This is a genomic window from Telluria sp. LT2P34 (assembly GCF_059685915.1).
Genome location: NZ_JCASIN010000005.1, coordinates 97,537 through 116,936, shown reverse-complemented (window position 1 = coordinate 116,936; position 19,400 = coordinate 97,537). Strand labels below are relative to the sequence as shown.

Here is a 19,400-nt window from a genome sequence, read left to right as displayed (position 1 = left end):
GTCGGATGATGCTTGCAATTTTGGTATCATCCGGACATGAACGTTTTCGACTTCGCAGCAACTGCCCTCGATGGCACTCCCATCGACCTGTCGCGCTACCGCGGCCGGGTGCTCCTGATCGTCAACACGGCTACCGCCTGCAAGTTCACGTCCCAGTTTTCCGGCCTGGAGGCGATCCACCGCCGGTTCGAGGAATGTGGCGTCACGGTGCTTGGCTTCCCCTGCAACCAGTTCCGTGGCCAGGAGCCCCTCGACGAAGCCGGCATCGACGCCTTCTGCCGGCGCAACTACGGCGTCGGCTTTCCGATGTTTGCCAGGATCGACGTCAACGGCCGCCAGGCCCATCCCCTCTTCCGGCACCTGAAAAGCGCAGCGCCGGGCGTGCTCGGCACCCAGCTCATCAAGTGGAATTTCACCAAGTTCCTCGTCAACCGCGACGGACAGGTGGTGAATCGCTATGCGCCGCAGACGGAGCCGGAAGACATCGTCGACGACATCGAGCAATTGCTCGCCTCTTGAAGGGCTAGCGCAACAGCGGCAGGCGAAAAAAAGCCCGCGTCTGCGCGGGCTTCGTTCCTGCCTGATGCTGCCTGGATGGATGCTTACTTGGTCTTGGCCGTGGCCGAGACGTCCGCGCCATGGTTGGCGTGGGCTTCAGCCGAGACGTTCGCGCCATGGTTGGCATGGGCGTCGGTCGTTGCCTTAGCATCCTTCATGTCCGCCTTGACTTCGGCCTTGGCGTCCTTCATGTCGGCCTTGGCCGAAGCCTTGGCTGCCTTGGCATCGGCTTTCATGGCGGCCGCCGATTTGCTGTCCTTGGCGTCTACCTTGGTGACCACTTTGCTCTTGGTGGTGGTCGTTGCCGCTTTCTGGGCATCCATGGTGGTGCCTTTCAGGTCAGCCTGGGCAGCCTTGGTGTCGACCAGCGCGCCGGTCTTCGAATCCTTGGTCTCGACGGTGGTTTTCGAGACGACCTTGTCCGGAACTTGTGCAAAGGCGGTGGTAGCGAACAGGCCGGCGATCAGGGTGGCGATAATTTTTTTCATGTTGTGGCTCCTCGGTTTAATTGTCGTGTTAGCGCACGTATGCACATGCTACTCGACCGTTAACGAAGCTGAGGCGGCTTGCGTTGACCGATTTAACAAATTCTTACAATAGTGGCAATTGCTTACAGTTACGTGCACTCAGCGCGTTTCGACTTGCGCCGTGCCGTGGACGACACAGGCGCGATTCACGTTTTCCAGGAAGCGGATCGCTTCGCCCTGCGACAGGAAAGGCGGTAGCAGGCGTGCCAGCGCGGCCTCGGCGCTGATGCGATCCAGGCCATAGGCGATGCGGCGCGAGACCTCGCGCGCGATCTTGCCGTCGCTGTTGTAGAGCGCGTCGTAGACGCCGACTTCTTCCCACAGGGGCACGAAACCGGGGCTGGTGGAATCCTGGAACACGACGGCGGGTGCGTCGCCGCCTTCTTCGCGCACCAGGCGAAATACGAAACTCATTGCTTGTCCTGCTCGAACTCGATAGGACAAGGATGCTATCACGAGCGGGCATAAAAAAAGACCAGGCCGAAGCCTGGTCTTCTGGATGGCTACTGACTACTTGGTGATCAGAAGCTGTAGCTGGCTGCGCCGCCGATGCGGCGGAACTGCGAGCTGAAACCATCACGCCACTGGATCGGCGCTTCCTGTTCGAAGATGTTGTCGATGTACAGGTTCAGTTTCACGTTCTTGATGCCGCTGTAGGCCAGGCTGTAGTTGGTGGTGATGTTGTGATCGACACGCTCGCAATCAGCCAGGTTTTGGGCAGCTACATTCTGCGTGACGCAGTAGGTTGGCGACGACAGGCTGTTGTTGGTGTAGCCGCTGGAATAGTTCACGCGCACGCCGTGGTCGAAGTCACCTTTTTTCACGAACACGCCGACAATGGCCTGCATGCGCGAGCCGAAGTCGTAGGTACCGACGACATTTGGCTCGTAGGCATTGTCAGCCACGCTGAAGCTCTGGTACTTCAGCACGTAGGTGCCGTCGAGTTTCACGCGGACGTCGTTGCCCAGCAGCTTGAAGCGGCCCGATGCATCGAAGTCGAGGCCCGACACGCGCGTCTTGCCGCTGTTGACGTACGGGTTGTAGATCAGGCCCAGCTTGCCGACGCCACCGTAGTTGACGGTGTTGTTGGGCGCATATTTGCGCACCAGCGACAGGAATTCGTTGTCGTTGGCAGTGTTGTCAACACGAATCAGCTGGCCGGCCGGCAGGTTGGCTTCGCCGCGCAGGATGTCGGTCACGGCACGGGAGCCGATCTCGTTCTCGCGCTCGATGAAGTAGTAATCAAGCGCCATCGACCAGTTCTTGATTGGCTGGAACACCAGGCCTGCGGTCAGCGAGCGCGAGGTTTCCGGCTCCAGGTTCGGGTTCGACGACACGAAGCTTGGCAAGCCGGCCAGGCATTCGGCGCTGCGGAAGGCGTTCGCCTGCGCCTTGTCGGCGGTGGTTGCGCCGGCGGCGCCTTGCACCAGGGCGTTGAGCGTGTTGGCGGTCGGGCAGCGGCGCGGATCGACGACGCTGGTGGCGACCGAGCTGCGGCCCAGGCCGTTACCGGACTCGACGATGTTCGGCGCGCGGAAACCGCCCGACGCCGTGGCGCGCAGCAGCAGGTTGTCCGTCACGGTGTAACGCACGCCCAGTTTCGGCGACAGGTTGGACTCGAAACCGGCGGTCTTGTCGGCACGCAGGGCGGCGGACACTTCGATACGCTTGGTCACTGGAGCAACCGCTTCGGTGAACACCGCGTACTGCATGACACGGTCGTCGACTTGCAGGCCGAAAATGCCGACCAGCTCGCCGCGCAGCACGTTTTCCGAGCTCTTCATCCAGTAGCCGTTGCTGCGGATGTCGGTGCCCACTGCCACATTCAGGGGACCGGCAGGCAGTTGCATGACGGCGCCCGAAATGGTCGCGTCGAAGAACTTGACGTCCGCCTGGCCTTCGGTGGTACGGATCGGGAACATCGTGTTGAGCAGTGCCGGATCGTTCTGCTGGCCGAACTTGTAGGTGCGGTTGATGATCGCGTCGGTATACCCCTTCTGGCTGACGGCGCGGGTAGCCTTGGTGGCCGACGATCGCATCCAGCCGGCGGCCGATTTCCAGTCGTACTTGCCGATCGTGCCGGTCAAGGCCAGCATGACGCGGGACTGGTCGGAGTCGGTCGTGTTGAAGTTGAAGCCGTCGCCCGTGTCCATCATGCGCGCACGGTACTCGATCGGCGTGTTATCCGGATTGTTCGGGTGGCCCACCGGCAGCCGTGGATAGGAAAACGGTCCGACCAGCTTGCCGTCGAGCACGTTGTACCAGATGCTGGACGAGCTCGTTGCCGCGCCGTTGCTGACGTTGAATGGGGCGACGATGTAGTCGTTCTTCGCGCCGCCGGTCGTGACTTCGAAGTTGGCGTCGATGCTCGAGCCGATGCGGAAATGGGTGTTGCTGGCGATGGCGTAGCGCTCGTTGTTGGTCGTGACGCCGGTGTACGGCAGCACGTCCCATTTGCACAGGCCGTCGACAGGATCGATATCCACGGCCGGGCAGCCAGGCGCCGGCTTGATGTTCGTGCTGCTACGGAAATAGTTACCGGTCGGCGAGAACGAGCTCTTGGCGTCCCAGGTCGAGCGGCCCGGGGTCATGCGGTGCCATGCCGGGTAATGGCGGCGCAGGTCGCCCGTGGTGTAGCCGTCGCGCTTGTAGATTTCGGCGGTGACGTAGGTGTTGAAGCCGTTCGTATCGATGTCGCCGAAACCGAAGATGCCGGACAGGTTACGGCTGCGGTTTTCCTTGAAATGATGCGATTCCGCGTAATGGGCGCGGATCTTTCCACCCTGGTAATCCTTGCGCAGGATGATGTTGACCACGCCGGCGACGGCGTCGGAGCCATAGATTGCCGAGGCGCCGTCTTTCAGGATCTCGATGCGCTCGATCGCCTCGCTGGCGATGGCGTCGAGGTTGGTGAAGTTTTCCTGGGCGCCGTCGGCCAGGCCGTAAGGCGCGATGCGGCGGCCATTGACCAGCACCAGCGTCGAGACCTTGCCCAGGCCGCGCATGGAGACGCCCGAGGCGCCGGTGGCGAAGCTGCCGCCGCCGTTGGTGGCCGAATTGATGCTGGTGTCGACCGAGGCGGTGGACGTCAGGATGCCGAGAGCCGTGGTCTGGCCGGTACGCTCGATGTCTTCACGATTCAAGACCTGGACCGAGCCCGCCGCTTCCACTTCGGTGCGCTTGATGCTGCTGCCGGTGACTTCGACGCGAGCAATCGGCGTCTCCGGCACGACTGCCTGTTGCGCCAGTGCGAAGGCAGGGAAAGCCAGGCTCAGGGCCAGCGCGATGGAATTTTGTTTCAAGGTACTCTTATGCTTCACAACGACTCCCGGGTGGTAGATGTATTTTTATTAACGTGCAATATCGCTGGTTCGCGTTCTATCGGAACGCGGCGATACATACACATAAATACTGTCCCACAACCTTGCCGTAGCGCAAAGTCGAGACCCGGTTTAATTGATGAAGTCGTTAAATACTGTGTCATTCCGTAGCGAAACAGATACATTTCGCTACATTCGCTCGTTTGCCCCTCCCAGTGCCCGGTCCACCAGCTCGATCCAGTGCGTCACCGGGGTCGCGGTGCCCGACTGCAGGTGCGTCATGCAGCCGATGTTCGCCGAGACGATCTCGGTCGCCCCGGTCGCTTCCAGGCTGGCCAGTTTCCGGTCGCGCAGGGCATGGGCGATCTCCGGATGCAGTACCGAATAGGTGCCGGCCGAGCCGCAGCACAGGTGGCTGTCGGCGCACAGCACGACGTCGATGCCGGCAGCGCGCAGCACGCCTTCGACCTTGCCGCGGATTTGCTGGCCGTGCTGCAGCGTGCACGGGGGATGGAAGGCGACCCGCTTCATGATCTTGCCGCGCAGGGCAGTGGCCAGCTGCTCTTCAAACTCGGGCATGATTTCGGACAGGTCGCGCGTCAGCAGCGCGATGCGCGCGGCCTTGGCCGCATAGGCCGGGTCGTGCGCCAGGTGGTGGCCGTATTCCTTGACCGTGACCCCGCAGCCGGATGCGGTCATGACGATCGCTTCCACCTCTTCCACGTAAGGCCACCAGGCGTCGATGTTGCGCCGCATGTCGGCCAATCCGCCGTCCTGGTCGTTCAGGTGGTAGCGCACGGCGCCGCAGCAGCCGGCCTTTGGCGCGCGCAGCAGCTGCACGCCGAGCGCATCGAGCACGCGTGCGGTGGCGGCGTTGATGTTCGGTCCCATGGCCGGCTGCACGCAGCCTTCCAGCACCAGCATCTTGCGCGCGTGCGCCCGCGTCGGCCAAACGCCGGCGGCGCGCGCCGGCTGCAGCTTTTCCTGCATGTCTTTCGAGAGCACCAAACGCAGCGCGCTGCCGACCCGGAAGGCCGGTTTGAACAGCCCTCCGCGCGGCAGGAATTCCTTCAGTGTCGTGCGCTTGATGCGGTCCGCCGCCGTCCGCGGCACCCGCTCTTCGACGACGCGGCGCCCGATGTCGACCAAGCGGCCGTATTTCACGCCCGATGGGCAGGTCGTTTCGCAGTTGCGGCAGGTCAGGCAGCGGTCGAGGTGGAGCTGGGTCTTGCGGGTCGGCTCCACGCCCTCGAGCACCTGCTTGATCAGGTAGATGCGCCCGCGCGGGCCATCGAGCTCGTCGCCGAGCAGTTGATAGGTCGGGCAGGTGGCGGTGCAGAAGCCGCAGTGCACGCAGGCGCGCAGGATCGCTTCGGCTTCATCGCCGTCCGGCGTACCCTTGATGAAATCTGCCAGGTTGGTTTGCATGTCAGACCATCCGTCCGGGATTGAAAACCTGCGACGGATCGAAAGCCGTCTTCAGGCGCGTGTGGATGCGCGCCACGGCGGGCGCCAGCGGCTGGAATACGCCGACTGCCTTGTCGCCGCCGCGAAACAGGGTGGCATGCCCGCCGGCGGCAGCCGCCGTGCGGCGAATCGCCTCGGCGTCGGCGCTGGCCGCGCGCAGCCAGCGCTGGGCCCCGCCCCACTCGATCAGTTGGGCGCCGCCGAGCACGATCGCGCCCGCCGTCGACGGCACCGACAAGCGCCACAAGGCCGCCTCGCCTGCGAAAAAGGCATGGCGCTGCTCGCGCAAACCGCTCCAGAAGGCGTCGGCGTCGGCCAGCACCTGCCCGCCCAGCGACTTGACCGCGCTATCGACCGCCGCCCGCGCGCCCGACAGGCGCAGCGACAGCACGCCGTCGAACCAGCAGCTGCCCGAGACCGGCAAGGGCTGGCCGCCCCATTCGTTCAGCTTGCGCAGCGCCTCGATCTCGCTCATCTCGAACTGCAGCGTGGTCTCGGCAAACGAACGCGGCAATACCTTGACCGACATTTCCAGCATCAGCCCGAGCGTGCCGAGCGAGCCGGCCAGCAGGCGCGAGACATCGTAGCCGGCCACGTTTTTCATGACCTGGCCGCCGAAACCGAGCACCTCGCCCTGCCCGTCCATCAGCTGGACGCCCAGCACGAAGTCGCGCACGGCGCCGCTGTTGGCGCGGCGCGGGCCCGACAGGCCGGCGGCCACGGCGCCGCCGAAGGTAGCGCCGTGACCAAAATGCGGCGGCTCGAAGGCCAGCATCTGGTTGCGTTCGGCCAGCACGGCTTCGATCTCGGCAAGCGGCGTGCCGCAGCGCGCGGTGATCACCAGTTCGGTCGGCTCGTAGTCGACGATGCCGGCGTGCGCGCGGGTGTCGAGGACCTCGCCCGCCAGCGGCCCGCCGTACCAGTCCTTGGTCCCGCCGCCGCGGATGCGCAGCGTGGTCTTGCTTGCGGCCGCCGCCCTCACCTGGTCCCTGAATTGCTCGATCATGTCTGGCCCATTAGAAGCGCGGCAGGTCCGGGAACGGCACCTGCCCCTGGTGCACGTGCAGCTTGCCGAATTCGGCGCAGCGGTGCGGGGTCGGGATGGCCTTGTCCGGGTTGAGCAGCATCGGCGCATCGAAAGCGCGTTTCACCGCGAAGAAAGCGTCGAGCTCGGCGCGCTTGAACTGCACGCACATCGAGTTGATCTTTTCCATGCCGACGCCGTGCTCGCCCGTGATGGTGCCGCCCACTTCCACGCACAGCGCCAGGATCGCGGCGCCAAAGGCTTCGGCGCGGTCGAATTCGCCGGGCTGGTTGGCGTCGAACAGGATCAGGGGATGCAGGTTGCCGTCGCCCGCATGGAACACGTTGGCGCAGCGCAGGCCGTAGGTGGTTTCCATGGCTTCGATGCCCATCAGCACCCGCGCCAGGTGCTTGCGCGGAATGGTGCCGTCCATGCAGTAGTAATCCGGAGAGATGCGCCCTGCCGCCGGAAACGCGTTCTTGCGCCCCGACCAGAAACGCATGCGCTCGCTTTCCGTCTGCGACACCGCGATCGCGCTGGCCCCGGCCGCCTCCAGCACCGCGGTCATGCGTTCGATTTCCTCGGCCACTTCGAGCGGCGTGCCGTCCGCCTCGCACAGCAGGATGGCGGCGGCGTCGATATCGTAGCCGGCATGGACAAAGGGTTCGACCATGCGCACCGAGGTGCGGTCCATCATTTCCAGTCCCGCCGGGATGATGCCGGCCGCGATCACGCTGGCCACCGCATTGCCGCCGGTGACGACGTCATCGAAGGAGGCCATGATCACCTGGGCGGCGGCGGGCTTGGGCACCAGTTTCACCGTGACTTCCGTGACGATGCCGAGCATGCCCTCCGAGCCGATGAAGACGGCCAGCAGATCCAGTCCCGGGGCGTCGAGCGCTTCGCTGCCCAGTTCGATGATTTCGCCGTCGATGGTGGCCACGCGCACGCGCAGCACGTTATGAACGGTGAGGCCGTATTTCAGGCAGTGCACGCCGCCCGAATTCTCGGCCACGTTGCCGCCGATGGTGCAGGCGATCTGCGAGGACGGATCGGGCGCGTAATACAGGCCGTGCTGGGCCGCGGCGTCCGATATGGCAAGGTTGCGCACGCCCGGCTGCACGGTCGCCGTGCGCGAATACGCGTCCATGCGATGGATCCGGTTCATGCGCGCGGTGGACAGCACGACGCCGTCGTGGATCGGCAGCGCCCCGCCGGACAGGCCGGTGCCGGCGCCGCGCGGCACGATCGGCACGCCGAGTTCGCGGCAGACGTTCAGGATCTCGAGCACCTGCGCTTCGTCGTGCGGCAGCGTGACGATCATCGGCAGCTGGCGGTAGGCGGCCAGGCCGTCGCATTCGTAGGGACGCGTGTCTTCCGGGTCATGCAGGACGACACCGTGCGGCAGCCTGGCGTTCAGTGCCGCGGCAACCTGTTGCAGGCGCTCGATCGGCGCAACGGATGGGACTGGGAGGGATGCGCTCATCCTCCAATTGTAAGCACAATCACATCGTTTTGCCGTATCCTCGGGCTATCTTTTTTCAAGGCTGGACATAATCATGGGTAATCGACTCTCCAAAATCGCCACGCGCACCGGAGACGACGGCAGCACGGGCCTCGGCGACGGCAGCCGCACCGGCAAGGACAGCGCACGCATCCATGCCCTGGGCGAAGTCGACGAACTCAATTCCTTCGTCGGCCTGCTGCTGTGCGAAGACATGCCGCCCGACCTGCGCGAGGAACTGGTCTCGATCCAGCACGACCTGTTCGACCTCGGCGGCGAGCTGTGCATTCCCGGCTACCAGATGATCAAGGACGAGCACGTGGCGCGCCTGGACGACTTGCTTGAAAAATACAATGCCGACCTGCCGGTGCTGAAGGAATTCATCCTGCCGGCCGGCTCGCGCGCGGCCTCGCTCGCCCACGTCTGCCGCACGGTCTGCCGCCGCGCCGAACGCGCCATCGTCGCCCTCTCGACAACGGATACCATCAACCCGCAGCCGCGCCAGTACGTGAACCGGCTGTCGGACCTGATGTTCGTGCTGGCGCGCGTGCTGAACAGCTTCGCGGGCGGCGCCGACGTGCTGTGGAACCACCAGCGCCAGCGCGGCTGAGGCGGCGCATGGCAGGTAGTCCAGTGCGAGGCAGTACAGACAGCAAGGTCTTCGAGGTTCGCTTCTACATGGCCGGCGTCAAGTGGCCGTCCAACCCCTACAGTTTCCGCGGCAAGGGCACGCTCGAGTTGCAGCAGGACTTCGTGTTCCTGCGCGCCAGCAGCCAGCGCTCGTTCCGCCTGCCCCAGCGGCGCGAAGAGCGTATCCGCATGGTCGATATCGTGAACGCCTATGCCAACGGCCAGGACGTGTATTTCGACGTGCTGGGTGTCAAGAGCAACGTGACGGTGGGCTTTGCCGTCGCCGACGCCCTGACGGCCAGGCAGATCGTCGCGCTGCTGCCGACGCGCCAGCTCGAAGCGTTTACGCGCGAACACGAAGAGAACGAAGTCTTTCACGACCGGATCGATTACTGGAGCCCGTCCACGCCGGTGATCTGGGGCCTGTTGGCGGCGAATATCGGCATTTTCGGCACCATGTGGCTGGCGCGCCAGCACTACCAGGCCTCACTGGTGGCGCCGCTGCGCGAATTTTTCGCGCTCCATCCGAACGTGTCGGCCATGCTGCATGCCCAGCAACTGGTGGACTGGGGCTCGAACTACGGCCGCCGCACCTTGAATGGCGAATGGTGGCGCCTGGTCAGTTCGATGTTCCTGCACGGCAGCATCTGGCACCTGGGCTTCAACATGCTGGCCCTGTGGCAGGTAGGCCGCGTCACCGAGCGCATCTTCGGCAGCACGCGCTTCGCCAGCCTCTACCTGCTGGCAGGCGTTTCCGGCAGCCTCGCCAGCGTGCTGTGGAACCCGAAGGTCAATAGCGTGGGCGCCTCGGGCGCGATTTTCGGCATCATCGGCGGCCTGCTGGCCTTCCTCGGCCGCCGCAACAGCGGCGTGCCGCCCACGGTCGTGTCCGAGCTGCGCTCCTCGCTGGTGCCCTTCCTGCTGTTCAGCCTGTGGATGGGATTCATTTACCCGCATACCGACAACGCGGCCCACATCGGCGGCCTGGTCGGCGGCTGGCTGGCCGGCCACCTGCTGGCACGCTCGATCCACTTGCCGCCACCGAAGGCGGGATGAGGTCGAGGACAACCATGTGCGCGATCAGGAGCATGGCCACTGTCGGAAAAATTTACATCTCAGAACGCAGAGACTCTTGTTATAAACTTAAGTTACTGAATATCAAGAAATAATTCCTATTGGCATGGAAATTGCTTTTGTTAGTGATGTTTTAAAAATAACTTAAGTCGAAAGAATTTCCATGTCCAAACTATCCACCTTCCTGATTGCCTCGCTCATCGGCGCTACCGGCCTTGCAAATGCCGGAACCCTGCCTCTGATCGACGGCACGGCCACGTATACCGTCAACACGCCAGAAGACAAAACCACGACCATCGCCCTGCCATCGCGCCAGTCGGCTGGTGTGTTCATGGATTTTGATTTTTCGTTTACCGGTACGCTGCAAGACAACGACTTCTTTAGCGTGTTCTTCAACACAGCAAACGGTCCCAGCTTCGGTCTGAAGGCCAATTGCGGCGGCACGGCCACCTGCACGAACGATCTCTTCCTGCGGATGAACAACAACGACAATTTTTATCTGGTTAATAGCAATGTCAGTGCCGGCCTCAACTACCACTTGATGGGCTACCTGCACAAGACCGGCAATAGCAGCGGCGTCTACAACGCACTCGACGTCTGGCTGAACCCGAGCGATGAAGAAATGCTGACGCTGACCGGCGCCGATGCCCGCATCGCAGGCGTCACCAACTTCGCCTCGTTCAATACCGTTGGCATTCGCACGGTGAATATCAGCAACGGCGTCACGCTGACCGCAAACGACCTGGATGTAACCGCCGTGCCTGAGCCGGCGTCGCTGGCGCTTCTCGGCCTTGGTCTTTTCGGCTTCGCTGCAGCGCGCCGTCGCAAGTAAACGCTGTACTGCCGTACAAGCCCGCCCTCCCGGTGGGCTTGCTCGCCTTTCCGCTCGAACGCAGGTTACACTCCCTTGCGTACATCTCTACAGCGGAAAGGATCGACGTTGAAGGACTTCATCGGCATCTACGACGGCGCCCTCGCGCCGGAACAATGCGACGCCATCGTCGCGCGTTTCGACACCAGCGACAAGGTCGTGCGCGGACGCACCGGCGCGGGCGTCGACACCAGCAAGAAGGACAGCTACGACCTGACCATCGCCCCGCATCCGGAATGGCATGACGTGGGCAACCTGATGATGACGGCGGTCGCCCAGCACCTGGCCAGCTACATCGACCAGCACCGCGCCCTCGTGCTGGGCGCGCTGGCGCCGATGGTGAAGCACCCAAAAACGGGCGAACCGGTCGCGCTGTCGCTGGCGAATTTCGACGAATGCGGCACGCCTTACCTGGCGGGGCTGATGCAGTCGATGTACCGTTGCGGCGCGATCAACCTGCAGAAATACCTGCAAGGCAGCGGCGGTTATCACCACTGGCATTCCGAGGTCTATCCGCAAAACGCCAGCTGCGAGACCCTGCACCGGGTGCTGCTGTTCCAGTTCTACCTGAACGATGTGGCGCAAGGCGGCGAGACCGAATTCCTCTACCAGGAACGCAAGGTGGAAGCGCGCAAGGGACGCCTGATCATCGCCCCGGCCGGGTTCACGCACACCCACAAGGGGCATGTGCCGGTCAGCGGCGACAAATACATCGCCACCTCGTGGATCCTGTTCAGGCGGGCCGAGGAACTGTTTGCCCGGTGAAGATCGTCGGTGCGCGGTCGAGGTAGATGTTGGCGGTGGCCTGTTTCAGGTCGGCATGCGGCAGAAACGGATCGGCGATCGTCAGAATCGCATGCAGGTTGTTGCGCAGCTGGTCCAGTTCGATACTCCCCGGCTTGATCGCTGTTTGCAGTAAATGGATGGCCATGTCGGCCAGCAGCAGGCGCCGCCTTTCCATCCAGTGGTCGGTGCTGCCCTCCCCTGCCTGCGCAGGGGAATGAGACAGATAGCTTTCTTCGACAACGCGGTGAATCTCCCAGCCCATCCGGATCAGTTCGGTCCTCTTTACATCATCCATGTTCATCAGCCTTTTCTTCAGCGGCGCGCCTGCGCAATGACTTTGTTGACGGCCGCAATCACCAGTTCCGGCTCCTCGAGCTGGATGTTGTGACCGCTCTTTGAGGTCACTACCTGCGAGCCGTCGCGGAACTGTTTTACAAAGCCGGCGTGCAGGGCCTGCTTGGCCGCCACCGCTTGCGGCGACTCCAGGAAAAACATCGGCTTGTCCGCCTGCTGCACCGAGGTCAGGACCACGGTCGGCACGTCCGGAAGCTTGCCGGCCAGCGCCAGCGTGCCGCTGTCGAGCACCGGCTGCAACAGTTTGAGTTCGGGCTGGAACTTCGGTGGCACCATGGCGTCGAACTGGCGATCGTCGTCGGCTGCGCGCGCGGCATCGAGTTTGCGCAGCGCCGGATTGAAGCCTTCGTCGGCCGGGTCGACCAGCACCATGCCCGCCACCTGCTCCGGATGGCGCGCCGCAAACGAGCGCACCAGCAAACCGCCATAGGAATGGCCGACCAGGATGAAAGGCGGGCTCAGCTTGGCCGCTGCGATCAGCTGTTCGAGTTCCACGGTGCTTTGCGCGATCGTGCGCGGCTCGGGACGCGGCTCGGATGCGCCGTGGCCGGCGCGCGAATACGTCAGCGTGCGCGCGACCTTGGCCACTTCGGGCGCCACCTTGCGCCAAGCGCGCAGGTCGGTCCCGAAACCGGATTCGAAAATCACGGTGTAGCGGCCGGCGCCGGCGCTGGCCATCTGCACCTGGTAGGGCTTGGCGCCGACGGCAATCTGCTCGCTTGCGAGGGCCGCGGCCGGCGCCGGCGTCTGCGCCCGGGCGCCGCAGCAAACGATCAGGGCCGCGGCGGCGAGCGAGCGAATGAAGAGCCTCATTTTTATTTTCCCTTGGTTTGTTCTTTCGATGCTGGAAGTTAGCATTCGAAGGAGCAGGCCAGCGGCGCCATGCGACGAACTGCCGAAACAGCAAGCTGAAGCGCGCTGCAGCCCACTTCGCCCGACGTAAAAAAAGCGGCGCCGCAGCGCCGCTTCTCATGGAGCCGGATCAGCTCAGGTATTGTTCACCACCAGCCGCGGTTCCCCGGCGGCGCCGAAGCGCGTGCGGATCGAGGCGGCGATGCCCTTGGCGTCGAGGCCGACGGAGGCCAGCAGCGCGGCCGGGTCGCCCTGGTCGATGAATTTATCGGGCAGGCCCAGGATCAGGAGCGGCTTGACGATGCCGGCCGCGGCCATGGCCTCGGCCACGGCGGCGCCGGCGCCGCCCATGGTGGCGCCCTCTTCCACCGTCACGAAGCAGTCGTGGTCCTGCGCCAGCTTTTTCACCAGCGCGACGTCGAGCGGTTTCACGAAGCGCATGTTGGCGACCGTTGCATTCAGCTCGGCGCCCGCGCCCATGCTCGGGGTGACCATCGAGCCGAAGGCGAGGATGGCGATCTTTTCGCCGCTGCGCTTGATCTCGCCCTTGCCCAGTTCGATCGAGCTCAGCGCCTCTTCGAGCACCGCGCCGATGCCGGCGCCGCGCGGATAACGCACGGCCGCCGGACCCGGATAGTGGTAAGCGGTGGTCAGCATCTGGCGGCACTCGTTCTCGTCGGACGGCGCCATCACCACCAGGTTCGGGATGCAGCGCAGGTAGGCCAGGTCATAGTTGCCGGCGTGGGTGGCGCCGTCGGCGCCGACCAGGCCGGCGCGGTCCAGCGCGAAGGTGACGTCGAGGTTTTGCAGCGCCACGTCGTGGATCAGCTGGTCGTAGCCGCGCTGCAGGAAAGTCGAGTAGATCGCGAGCACCGGCTTCATGCCCTCGGTCGCCAGGCCGCCGGCGAAGGTCACCGAATGCTGCTCGGCGATGCCGACGTCGAAATAGCGCTCCGGGTACTGCTGGTGGAAGCGCACCATGCCCGAGCCCTCGCGCATGGCCGGCGTGATGCCGACCAGGCGGCTGTCGACGGCGGCCATGTCGCACAGCCAGTTGCCGAAGACTTCGGTGTAGGTCATTTTCGCCGGGGCGGTGGCCGGAATGATGCCCTCGAGCGGGTTGAACTTGCCGGTGCCGTGGTACAGGATCGGCTCGGCCTCGGCCAGCTTGTAGCCCTGGCCTTTTTTCGTGACCACGTGCAGGAACTGCGGACCCTTGAGCTTCTTGATGTTTTCCAGCGTCGGAATCAGGGAGTCGAGGTCGTGGCCGTCGATCGGGCCGATGTAATTGAAGCCGAATTCCTCGAACATCGTGGCCGGGACCACCATGCCCTTCGCGTGCTCTTCCAGGCGGCTGGCCAGCTCGCGCAGCGGGCCGGGCAAGACCGTCTTGCCGACCGTCTTGGCGGCGGCGTAGAACTGGCCGCTCATCAGGCGCGCGAGGTAGCGGTTCAGGGCGCCCACCGGCGGCGAGATCGACATGTCGTTGTCGTTCAGGACCACCAGCAGGTTGCAGTCTTCCTCGACCCCGCCATGATTGAGCGCCTCGAAGGCCATGCCGGCCGTCATCGAGCCGTCGCCGATGACGGCGATCGCGTGGCGGTGCTCGCCCTTGAGCTTGGAGGCGGCGGCCATGCCGAGCGCGGCCGAGATCGAGGTCGACGAGTGGGCGGTGCCGAAGGTGTCGTATTCGCTTTCGTCGCGCTTCGGGAAGCCCGACAGGCCGTTCAGCTGGCGCAGCGTGTGCATGCGCTCGCGGCGGCCGGTCAGGATCTTGTGCGAATAGGTCTGGTGGCCGACGTCCCACACGATGCGGTCATGCGGCGTTTCGAACACGTAATGCAGCGCGATCGTCAGTTCCACCGTGCCGAGGTTCGACGACAGGTGGCCGCCGGTCTTCGCAACCGACTCGAGCAGGAACTGGCGCAGCTCGTTCGCGAGCGGCGTCAGCTGGGAGCGTCCAAGCCGGCGCAGGTCGGACGGGTCGTTGATGGTTTCTAGCAGTTTCATTTATGCCTTCCGCTGCACGATCAGGTCCGCGAGTTCGCGCAGCCGCAGTGCTTGTTCTCCGAATGGCGCCAGCGCCTCATGCGCCTCGCGCCGCAATTGCCCGGCCAATGCCTGCGACTGTTCCAGCCCGAGGATCGACACATAGGTGGGCTTGTTGTCGGCCGCATCCTTGCCGGCGGTCTTGCCCAGCGTGGCCGAATCGGCCGTGGCGTCGAGGATGTCGTCGACCACCTGGAAGGCCAGGCCCACGGCTTTCGAGTAGGCCGCCAGGGCGTCGAGTTCCGGCGCCGTCAAGTCCTTGCCGCACAGCGCGCCCAGCAGCACCGAAGCGCGCAGCAGCGCACCGGTTTTCAGCTGGTGCATGCGCTCGAGCTGTTCCAGGTTGAGCGCCAGGCCGACGCTGTCGAGGTCGATCGCCTGGCCGCCGCACATGCCGCTCGAGCCCGCAGCCTCGGCCAGCAGGCGCAGCATGCCGACGATGCGTGCCGGCGGCAGGCCATCGCTGGATGCCAGCACGCCAAAGGCCTGGGCCTGCAATGCGTCGCCCACCAGCAGCGCGGTCGCTTCGTCCCAGGCGACGTGCACGGTCGGTTTGCCGCGGCGCAGGTCGTCGTCGTCCATGCAGGGCATGTCGTCGTGCACCAGCGAATAGGCGTGGATCATTTCCAGCGCGCAGGCAGCGCGCGCCAGCGCAGCCGGCTCGGCATCGAACAGGGCGCCGCTGGCATACACCAGCAAGGGACGCACGCGCTTGCCGCCGCCGAGCACGGTGTAGCGCATCGCCGCGTGCAGTTTCTCGGGCACGGCTTCAGGCCGCGGCAGGAAGTCCGACAAGGCGTCTTCCACTTGCGCCTGCACGCCCGCCATCCACTGGGCGAACGGGGTCGTCATCATCGATCGCCCTCGCCGGCGCCGTCGGCGCTGAAGGGTTTGAGCATGTCGCCTTCCAGTACCTTGACCTGCGACTCGACCCGGTCGAGCTGGGCCGCGCAATACTTCACCAGCTCGGAGCCGCGTGCATAGGCGGCCACCGACGCTTCCAGCGGCAACTGGCCGCCTTCCATCTGGGTGACGAGCTGGGCCAGTTCGGCCATGGCCTCTTCGAACGAGGCTGGCGGGGTTGGCGCTCCAGCGATTACATTGTTTGCCATAGTGTCTTGTTGTGTTGGGCCGGCGAACCTGCCCTTGGGACGCAACTGGTGCGCCGCAGGGAAGTTCAATCGCGTATTTTAAAACAATCCACACAAGAGGGGTTGGCCCGTGCGACGGATGCGCTCCTCCGGTGCAGCCGGCCATGCAAAACCACCCCGATCGGGATGCCCTTGCGGGAGGCCGTCCGGCATGCCTGTGTCATTGTGCGCCACAATCGGATGCAAGACCGCGCGCCTGAGTACCGGCAGAGCTCGATAGCCGGTATAATTACCGGTTCTGTCCGAAACACCGTATCTCTGCAGCCAGAATACTGGTCCTAGGATTCTTATTCTCTTCTTTGGCTTGATGCTTTTATAAGGGGGGTTGGGATGTCCGATCTGGCTACCCACGCCAAGCTGGCGCGCTCCTGCGCTCAGCTACCGGTACATGTTTACTTCGACGAGGCGCTGTTGCAGCGCGAACTCCAGCACCTGTTCAGGAATGGCCCGCGCTATGTCGGCCACGAATTGATGGTGCCGGAAACGGGCGACTTCGCCACGCTGCCTTCGGAAAACGAGGGCCGCATGCTCGTGCGCAACGCCAACGGGATCGAGGTGCTGTCCAACGTCTGCCGCCATCGCCAGGCGCTGATGTTCAATGGCCGCGGCAACGCGAACACGATCGTGTGCCCGCTGCACCGCTGGACCTATGACCTCAAGGGTGAGCTGATCGGCGCGCCGCATTTCGCGGAAACGCCCTGCCTGAACCTGGCCAAAACGTCTCTGCAAAGCTGGAACGGCCTGCTGTTCGAGCAGAACGGTTACGACGTCATGGACAAGCTGCGCGGCATGTCGGTCAACAAGGACCTCGACTTTTCGGGCTACCTGTTCGACCACGTCGAAATCCACGACATCGACTACAACTGGAAGACCTTCATCGAGGTCTACCTGGAGGATTACCACGTCGAGCCCTTCCACCCCGGCCTGGGCAATTTCGTCTCCTGCGAAGACCTGACCTGGGACTTCGGCCGCGACTACAGCGTGCAGACCGTCGGCGTGAACCGCGGCCTGCAAAAGGCCGGCTCGCCCACGTATAAAAAGTGGCAGGAACAGGTACTCAAGTTCAACGGTGGCCAGGCGCCGAAACAGGGCGCGATCTGGCTGACCCTGTACCCGAACGTCATGGTCGAGTGGTATCCGAACGTGCTGGTGGTGTCGACCCTGTGGCCGCTGGGCCCGCAAAAGACGCGCAACGTGGTCGAGTTCTACTATCCGGAAGAAATCGCCCTGTTCGAGCGCGAGCTGGTCGAAGCCGAGCGCGCCGCCTACATGGAAACCTGCGTCGAGGACGACGAAATCGCGCAGCGCATGGATGCCGGCCGCAAGATCCTGTTCGAGCGCGGCGTCAATGAAGTTGGACCCTACCAGTCGCCGATGGAAGACGGGATGCAGCACTTCCACGAGTGGTACCGCAGCAAGATCGACTTGTAAGGATGCCTTCACTCTGGATGCTGTTTGCCAGCTTCGCGTTTGCCGCCATGGGGGCGGGCGTGAAGCTGGCGTCCGAGTTCTACACCACCTCCGAACTGCTGTTCTACCGCGGCCTGATCGGCTCCGTGATCCTGCTGGCCATCGTGCGCCACCAGGGCGGCAGCTTTCGCACCGCTTTTCCGAAAGCGCACCTGTTTCGCAGCATGGTCGGCGTGCTCTCCCTCTGGCTGTGGTTCTTCGCCATCGGCAAACTCCCGCTGGCCACCGCCATGACCCTGAACTACATGGCGCCGATCTGGATGGCCGCCGGCCTGTTCGTCGCCGGCTGGTGGTCGCGTACAAAGAACGTCGAGTGGCCCCTGCTGGTGGCCGTCGGCGCCAGCTTTTTCGGCGTCACCCTGGTGCTGCAGCCGGCCTTCGAGAGCAACCAGTGGCTGGGCGGCCTGGCCGGCGTCTGCTCGTCGGTGATCTCGGCCATCGCCTACATGCAGGTGCGCAAACTCGGCCAGATGGGCGAGCCGGAATACCGCGTGGTGTTCTATTTTTCGCTGACGACCACGATCGTGGGCCTGGCAGGGGTGCTGGGCGGCGACGGCGCCGCTGCCGGCCTGCCCTTCCATTCGCACACGCCCGGAGGCGCCGTGCTCCTGCTCGGCATCGGCTTTGCCGCCCTGATGGCGCAGATGGCCATGACGCGCGCCTACCGCGTCGGCAAGGTGCTGGTGGTGGCGAACCTGCAGTACACCGGCATCGTGTTTTCCAGCCTGTGGGGCCTGGCCTTGTGGGGCGACCGCTTCGACTGGACCGTCTGGATGGGCATCGGCGTGATCCTCGCGTCCGGCATCGCGGCGACGTTCTACAATACGCGCAAGACGGCGCGTGGCGCCGCCCTCGAGAAGACCGATCCGATCGCCAGCGAACTGTGAGGACTGCATGTACACGACCCTGATTTCCGCTTCCGAACTGGCTGCACACAGCCATGATCCCGACTGGGTCGTCGTCGACTGCCGGCACGACCTGGTGAACCTCGCCTATGGCCGCGAGGCCTATGCCGCCGGCCACCTGCCTGGCGCCGTAATCGCAGATATGGAAACGGCGCTGTCGGGGCCGAAACGCGGCGCGGACGGCGTGTTCCGCGGCCGTCATCCGCTGCCGGAAAAAGAAGCGCTGATCGAGACCTTGCGTGCTTTTGGTGTGCACGATCGCAGCCAGGTCGTGGCCTATGACGCGCATGGCGGCATGTACGCGGCGCGCCTGTGGTGGCTATTGCGCTGGCTCGGGCATGAAGCGTCGGCGGTGCTCGATGGCGGCATGCCGGCCTGGCAGGAGATCGGGCAGCCTCTGGCGACGGAAGTCGTTTCAAGGCCGCGCGGCACCATCACTGCCGGCGCGCCCTTCGTGCCGACGGTGACGCTGGCCGAGGTGCTGGAGAATCTCGAGACGGCGCGGCGCACCGTGGTCGATGCGCGCGCGCCGGACCGTTTCCGGGGCGAGAACGAGACCATCGATCCGGTGGGCGGGCATATCCCGCGGGCGAAGAACCGCTTCTTCAAGGACAACCTGCAAGCCGACGGCCGCTTCAAGGCGCCGGCGCAGCTGCGCGAGGAGTTCGAGGGCGTGATCGGGGCGCCGCAGGACGCGATCATGCAGTGCGGCTCGGGGGTGACGGCTTGCCATAACCTGCTGGCGCTGGAAGTGGCGGGGTTGCCGGGGGCGGCGCTGTATCCGGGGTCGTGGAGCGAGTGGAGCAGCGATCCGGCGCGGCCGGTGGCGACGGGGGATTCGACTGATCAGGCGTAGTA

The 19,400-nt window shown here is 64.3% G+C and carries 19 protein-coding genes; 8 read left to right on the top strand and 11 right to left on the bottom strand.

The features are described 5' to 3' along the window. Positions 1–36 precede the first annotated feature (36 nt). Complete coding sequence (locus AC56KZ_RS14880; protein ID WP_497162956.1) at positions 37–519, top strand: glutathione peroxidase; 483 nt, start codon at positions 37–39, stop codon at positions 517–519. 83 nt (positions 520–602) lie between these two features. Here the strand turns inward: AC56KZ_RS14880 and AC56KZ_RS14875 are convergent, their stop codons facing one another. The 6 genes from AC56KZ_RS14875 to AC56KZ_RS14850 all read right to left on the bottom strand — a co-directional run bounded on the left by AC56KZ_RS14875 (position 603) and on the right by AC56KZ_RS14850 (position 8,382). Beyond that, on the bottom strand, positions 603–1,046 hold the full coding sequence (locus AC56KZ_RS14875) for a hypothetical protein (RefSeq protein WP_497162955.1): 444 nt from the start codon (positions 1,044–1,046) through the stop codon (positions 603–605). 138 nt (positions 1,047–1,184) lie between these two features. Then, positions 1,185–1,499, bottom strand: a complete 315-nt coding sequence (locus AC56KZ_RS14870) for a hypothetical protein (RefSeq protein WP_497162954.1) — start codon at positions 1,497–1,499, stop codon at positions 1,185–1,187. A 107-nt stretch (positions 1,500–1,606) separates the two neighbouring features. Beyond that, positions 1,607–4,387, bottom strand: coding sequence for a TonB-dependent receptor plug domain-containing protein (locus AC56KZ_RS14865; RefSeq protein WP_497162953.1), 2,781 nt, complete (start codon positions 4,385–4,387; stop codon positions 1,607–1,609). Between the two features lie 207 nt (positions 4,388–4,594). After that, a complete protein-coding gene (gene glcF / locus AC56KZ_RS14860) occupies positions 4,595–5,833 on the bottom strand; it encodes a glycolate oxidase subunit GlcF (protein WP_497162952.1) in 1,239 nt (412 codons plus the stop codon). A 1-nt stretch (position 5,834) separates the two neighbouring features. After that, on the bottom strand, positions 5,835–6,878 hold the full coding sequence (gene glcE, locus AC56KZ_RS14855; RefSeq protein ID WP_497162951.1) for a glycolate oxidase subunit GlcE: 1,044 nt from the start codon (positions 6,876–6,878) through the stop codon (positions 5,835–5,837). 10 nt (positions 6,879–6,888) lie between these two features. After that, entirely contained in the window at positions 6,889–8,382 is a 1,494-nt protein-coding gene (locus AC56KZ_RS14850; protein WP_497162950.1) for an FAD-linked oxidase C-terminal domain-containing protein, read from the bottom strand. Positions 8,383–8,455: 73 nt separating this feature from the next. On the opposite strand from AC56KZ_RS14850, the gene AC56KZ_RS14845 reads away from it, so the two are divergent. The 4 genes from AC56KZ_RS14845 (at position 8,456) to AC56KZ_RS14830 (ending at position 11,740) form a co-directional block, all read left to right on the top strand. Continuing rightward, positions 8,456–9,010: a cob(I)yrinic acid a,c-diamide adenosyltransferase gene (locus tag AC56KZ_RS14845; RefSeq protein ID WP_497162949.1), complete on the top strand. Its 555-nt coding sequence runs from the start codon at positions 8,456–8,458 to the stop codon at positions 9,008–9,010. An 8-nt stretch (positions 9,011–9,018) separates the two neighbouring features. After that, entirely contained in the window at positions 9,019–10,086 is a 1,068-nt protein-coding gene (locus AC56KZ_RS14840; RefSeq protein ID WP_497162948.1) for a rhomboid family intramembrane serine protease, read from the top strand. A 181-nt stretch (positions 10,087–10,267) separates the two neighbouring features. After that, positions 10,268–10,936, top strand: a complete 669-nt coding sequence (locus AC56KZ_RS14835) for a PEP-CTERM sorting domain-containing protein (protein WP_497162947.1) — start codon at positions 10,268–10,270, stop codon at positions 10,934–10,936. A gap of 108 nt (positions 10,937–11,044) precedes the next feature. Further along, positions 11,045–11,740: a 2OG-Fe(II) oxygenase gene (locus AC56KZ_RS14830; RefSeq protein WP_497162946.1), complete on the top strand. Its 696-nt coding sequence runs from the start codon at positions 11,045–11,047 to the stop codon at positions 11,738–11,740. On the opposite strand, the gene AC56KZ_RS14825 is transcribed toward AC56KZ_RS14830, so the two are convergent. The 5 genes from AC56KZ_RS14825 to AC56KZ_RS14805 all read right to left on the bottom strand — a co-directional run bounded on the left by AC56KZ_RS14825 (position 11,709) and on the right by AC56KZ_RS14805 (position 16,128). Then, entirely contained in the window at positions 11,709–12,062 is a 354-nt protein-coding gene (locus AC56KZ_RS14825) for a hypothetical protein (RefSeq protein ID WP_497162945.1), read from the bottom strand. The genes AC56KZ_RS14830 and AC56KZ_RS14825 overlap by 32 nt on opposite strands. 11 nt (positions 12,063–12,073) lie before the next feature. Next, entirely contained in the window at positions 12,074–12,928 is an 855-nt protein-coding gene (locus AC56KZ_RS14820) for an alpha/beta fold hydrolase (protein ID WP_497162944.1), read from the bottom strand. A 174-nt stretch (positions 12,929–13,102) separates the two neighbouring features. Beyond that, on the bottom strand, positions 13,103–14,977 hold the full coding sequence (dxs, locus tag AC56KZ_RS14815) for a 1-deoxy-D-xylulose-5-phosphate synthase (protein ID WP_497162943.1): 1,875 nt from the start codon (positions 14,975–14,977) through the stop codon (positions 13,103–13,105). Beyond that, complete coding sequence (locus AC56KZ_RS14810; RefSeq protein WP_497163140.1) at positions 14,978–15,868, bottom strand: polyprenyl synthetase family protein; 891 nt, start codon at positions 15,866–15,868, stop codon at positions 14,978–14,980. Then, on the bottom strand, positions 15,868–16,128 hold the full coding sequence (locus AC56KZ_RS14805; RefSeq protein WP_497162942.1) for an exodeoxyribonuclease VII small subunit: 261 nt from the start codon (positions 16,126–16,128) through the stop codon (positions 15,868–15,870). The genes AC56KZ_RS14810 and AC56KZ_RS14805 overlap by 1 nt, the downstream gene beginning before the upstream one ends. 369 nt (positions 16,129–16,497) lie before the next feature. On the opposite strand from AC56KZ_RS14805, the gene AC56KZ_RS14800 reads away from it, so the two are divergent. Genes AC56KZ_RS14800 through AC56KZ_RS14790 form a run of 3 tightly spaced genes read left to right on the top strand, consistent with a single transcriptional unit; the run spans position 16,498 to position 19,398 of the window. Beyond that, a complete protein-coding gene (locus AC56KZ_RS14800; protein ID WP_497162941.1) occupies positions 16,498–17,598 on the top strand; it encodes an aromatic ring-hydroxylating oxygenase subunit alpha in 1,101 nt (366 codons plus the stop codon). Positions 17,599–17,600: 2 nt separating this feature from the next. Next, positions 17,601–18,524: a DMT family transporter gene (locus tag AC56KZ_RS14795; protein ID WP_497162940.1), complete on the top strand. Its 924-nt coding sequence runs from the start codon at positions 17,601–17,603 to the stop codon at positions 18,522–18,524. A gap of 7 nt (positions 18,525–18,531) precedes the next feature. Further along, positions 18,532–19,398, top strand: a complete 867-nt coding sequence (locus AC56KZ_RS14790) for a sulfurtransferase (protein WP_497162939.1) — start codon at positions 18,532–18,534, stop codon at positions 19,396–19,398. The last annotated feature ends 2 nt before the right edge of the window (positions 19,399–19,400 follow it).

Coding starts and splice junctions, on each gene's coding strand:
- AC56KZ_RS14880 (WP_497162956.1), top strand. CDS start 37: ATGAACGTTTTCGACTTCGCAGCAACTGCCCTCGATGGCACTCCCATC.
- AC56KZ_RS14875 (WP_497162955.1), bottom strand. CDS start 1,046: ATGAAAAAAATTATCGCCACCCTGATCGCCGGCCTGTTCGCTACCACC.
- AC56KZ_RS14870 (WP_497162954.1), bottom strand. CDS start 1,499: ATGAGTTTCGTATTTCGCCTGGTGCGCGAAGAAGGCGGCGACGCACCC.
- glcF (WP_497162952.1), bottom strand. CDS start 5,833: ATGCAAACCAACCTGGCAGATTTCATCAAGGGTACGCCGGACGGCGAT.
- glcE (WP_497162951.1), bottom strand. CDS start 6,878: ATGATCGAGCAATTCAGGGACCAGGTGAGGGCGGCGGCCGCAAGCAAG.
- AC56KZ_RS14850 (WP_497162950.1), bottom strand. CDS start 8,382: ATGAGCGCATCCCTCCCAGTCCCATCCGTTGCGCCGATCGAGCGCCTG.
- AC56KZ_RS14845 (WP_497162949.1), top strand. CDS start 8,456: ATGGGTAATCGACTCTCCAAAATCGCCACGCGCACCGGAGACGACGGC.
- AC56KZ_RS14840 (WP_497162948.1), top strand. CDS start 9,019: ATGGCAGGTAGTCCAGTGCGAGGCAGTACAGACAGCAAGGTCTTCGAG.
- AC56KZ_RS14835 (WP_497162947.1), top strand. CDS start 10,268: ATGTCCAAACTATCCACCTTCCTGATTGCCTCGCTCATCGGCGCTACC.
- AC56KZ_RS14825 (WP_497162945.1), bottom strand. CDS start 12,062: ATGAACATGGATGATGTAAAGAGGACCGAACTGATCCGGATGGGCTGG.
- AC56KZ_RS14820 (WP_497162944.1), bottom strand. CDS start 12,928: ATGAGGCTCTTCATTCGCTCGCTCGCCGCCGCGGCCCTGATCGTTTGC.
- dxs (WP_497162943.1), bottom strand. CDS start 14,977: ATGAAACTGCTAGAAACCATCAACGACCCGTCCGACCTGCGCCGGCTT.
- AC56KZ_RS14810 (WP_497163140.1), bottom strand. CDS start 15,868: ATGACGACCCCGTTCGCCCAGTGGATGGCGGGCGTGCAGGCGCAAGTG.
- AC56KZ_RS14805 (WP_497162942.1), bottom strand. CDS start 16,128: ATGGCAAACAATGTAATCGCTGGAGCGCCAACCCCGCCAGCCTCGTTC.
- AC56KZ_RS14800 (WP_497162941.1), top strand. CDS start 16,498: ATGTCCGATCTGGCTACCCACGCCAAGCTGGCGCGCTCCTGCGCTCAG.
- AC56KZ_RS14795 (WP_497162940.1), top strand. CDS start 17,601: ATGCCTTCACTCTGGATGCTGTTTGCCAGCTTCGCGTTTGCCGCCATG.
- AC56KZ_RS14790 (WP_497162939.1), top strand. CDS start 18,532: ATGTACACGACCCTGATTTCCGCTTCCGAACTGGCTGCACACAGCCAT.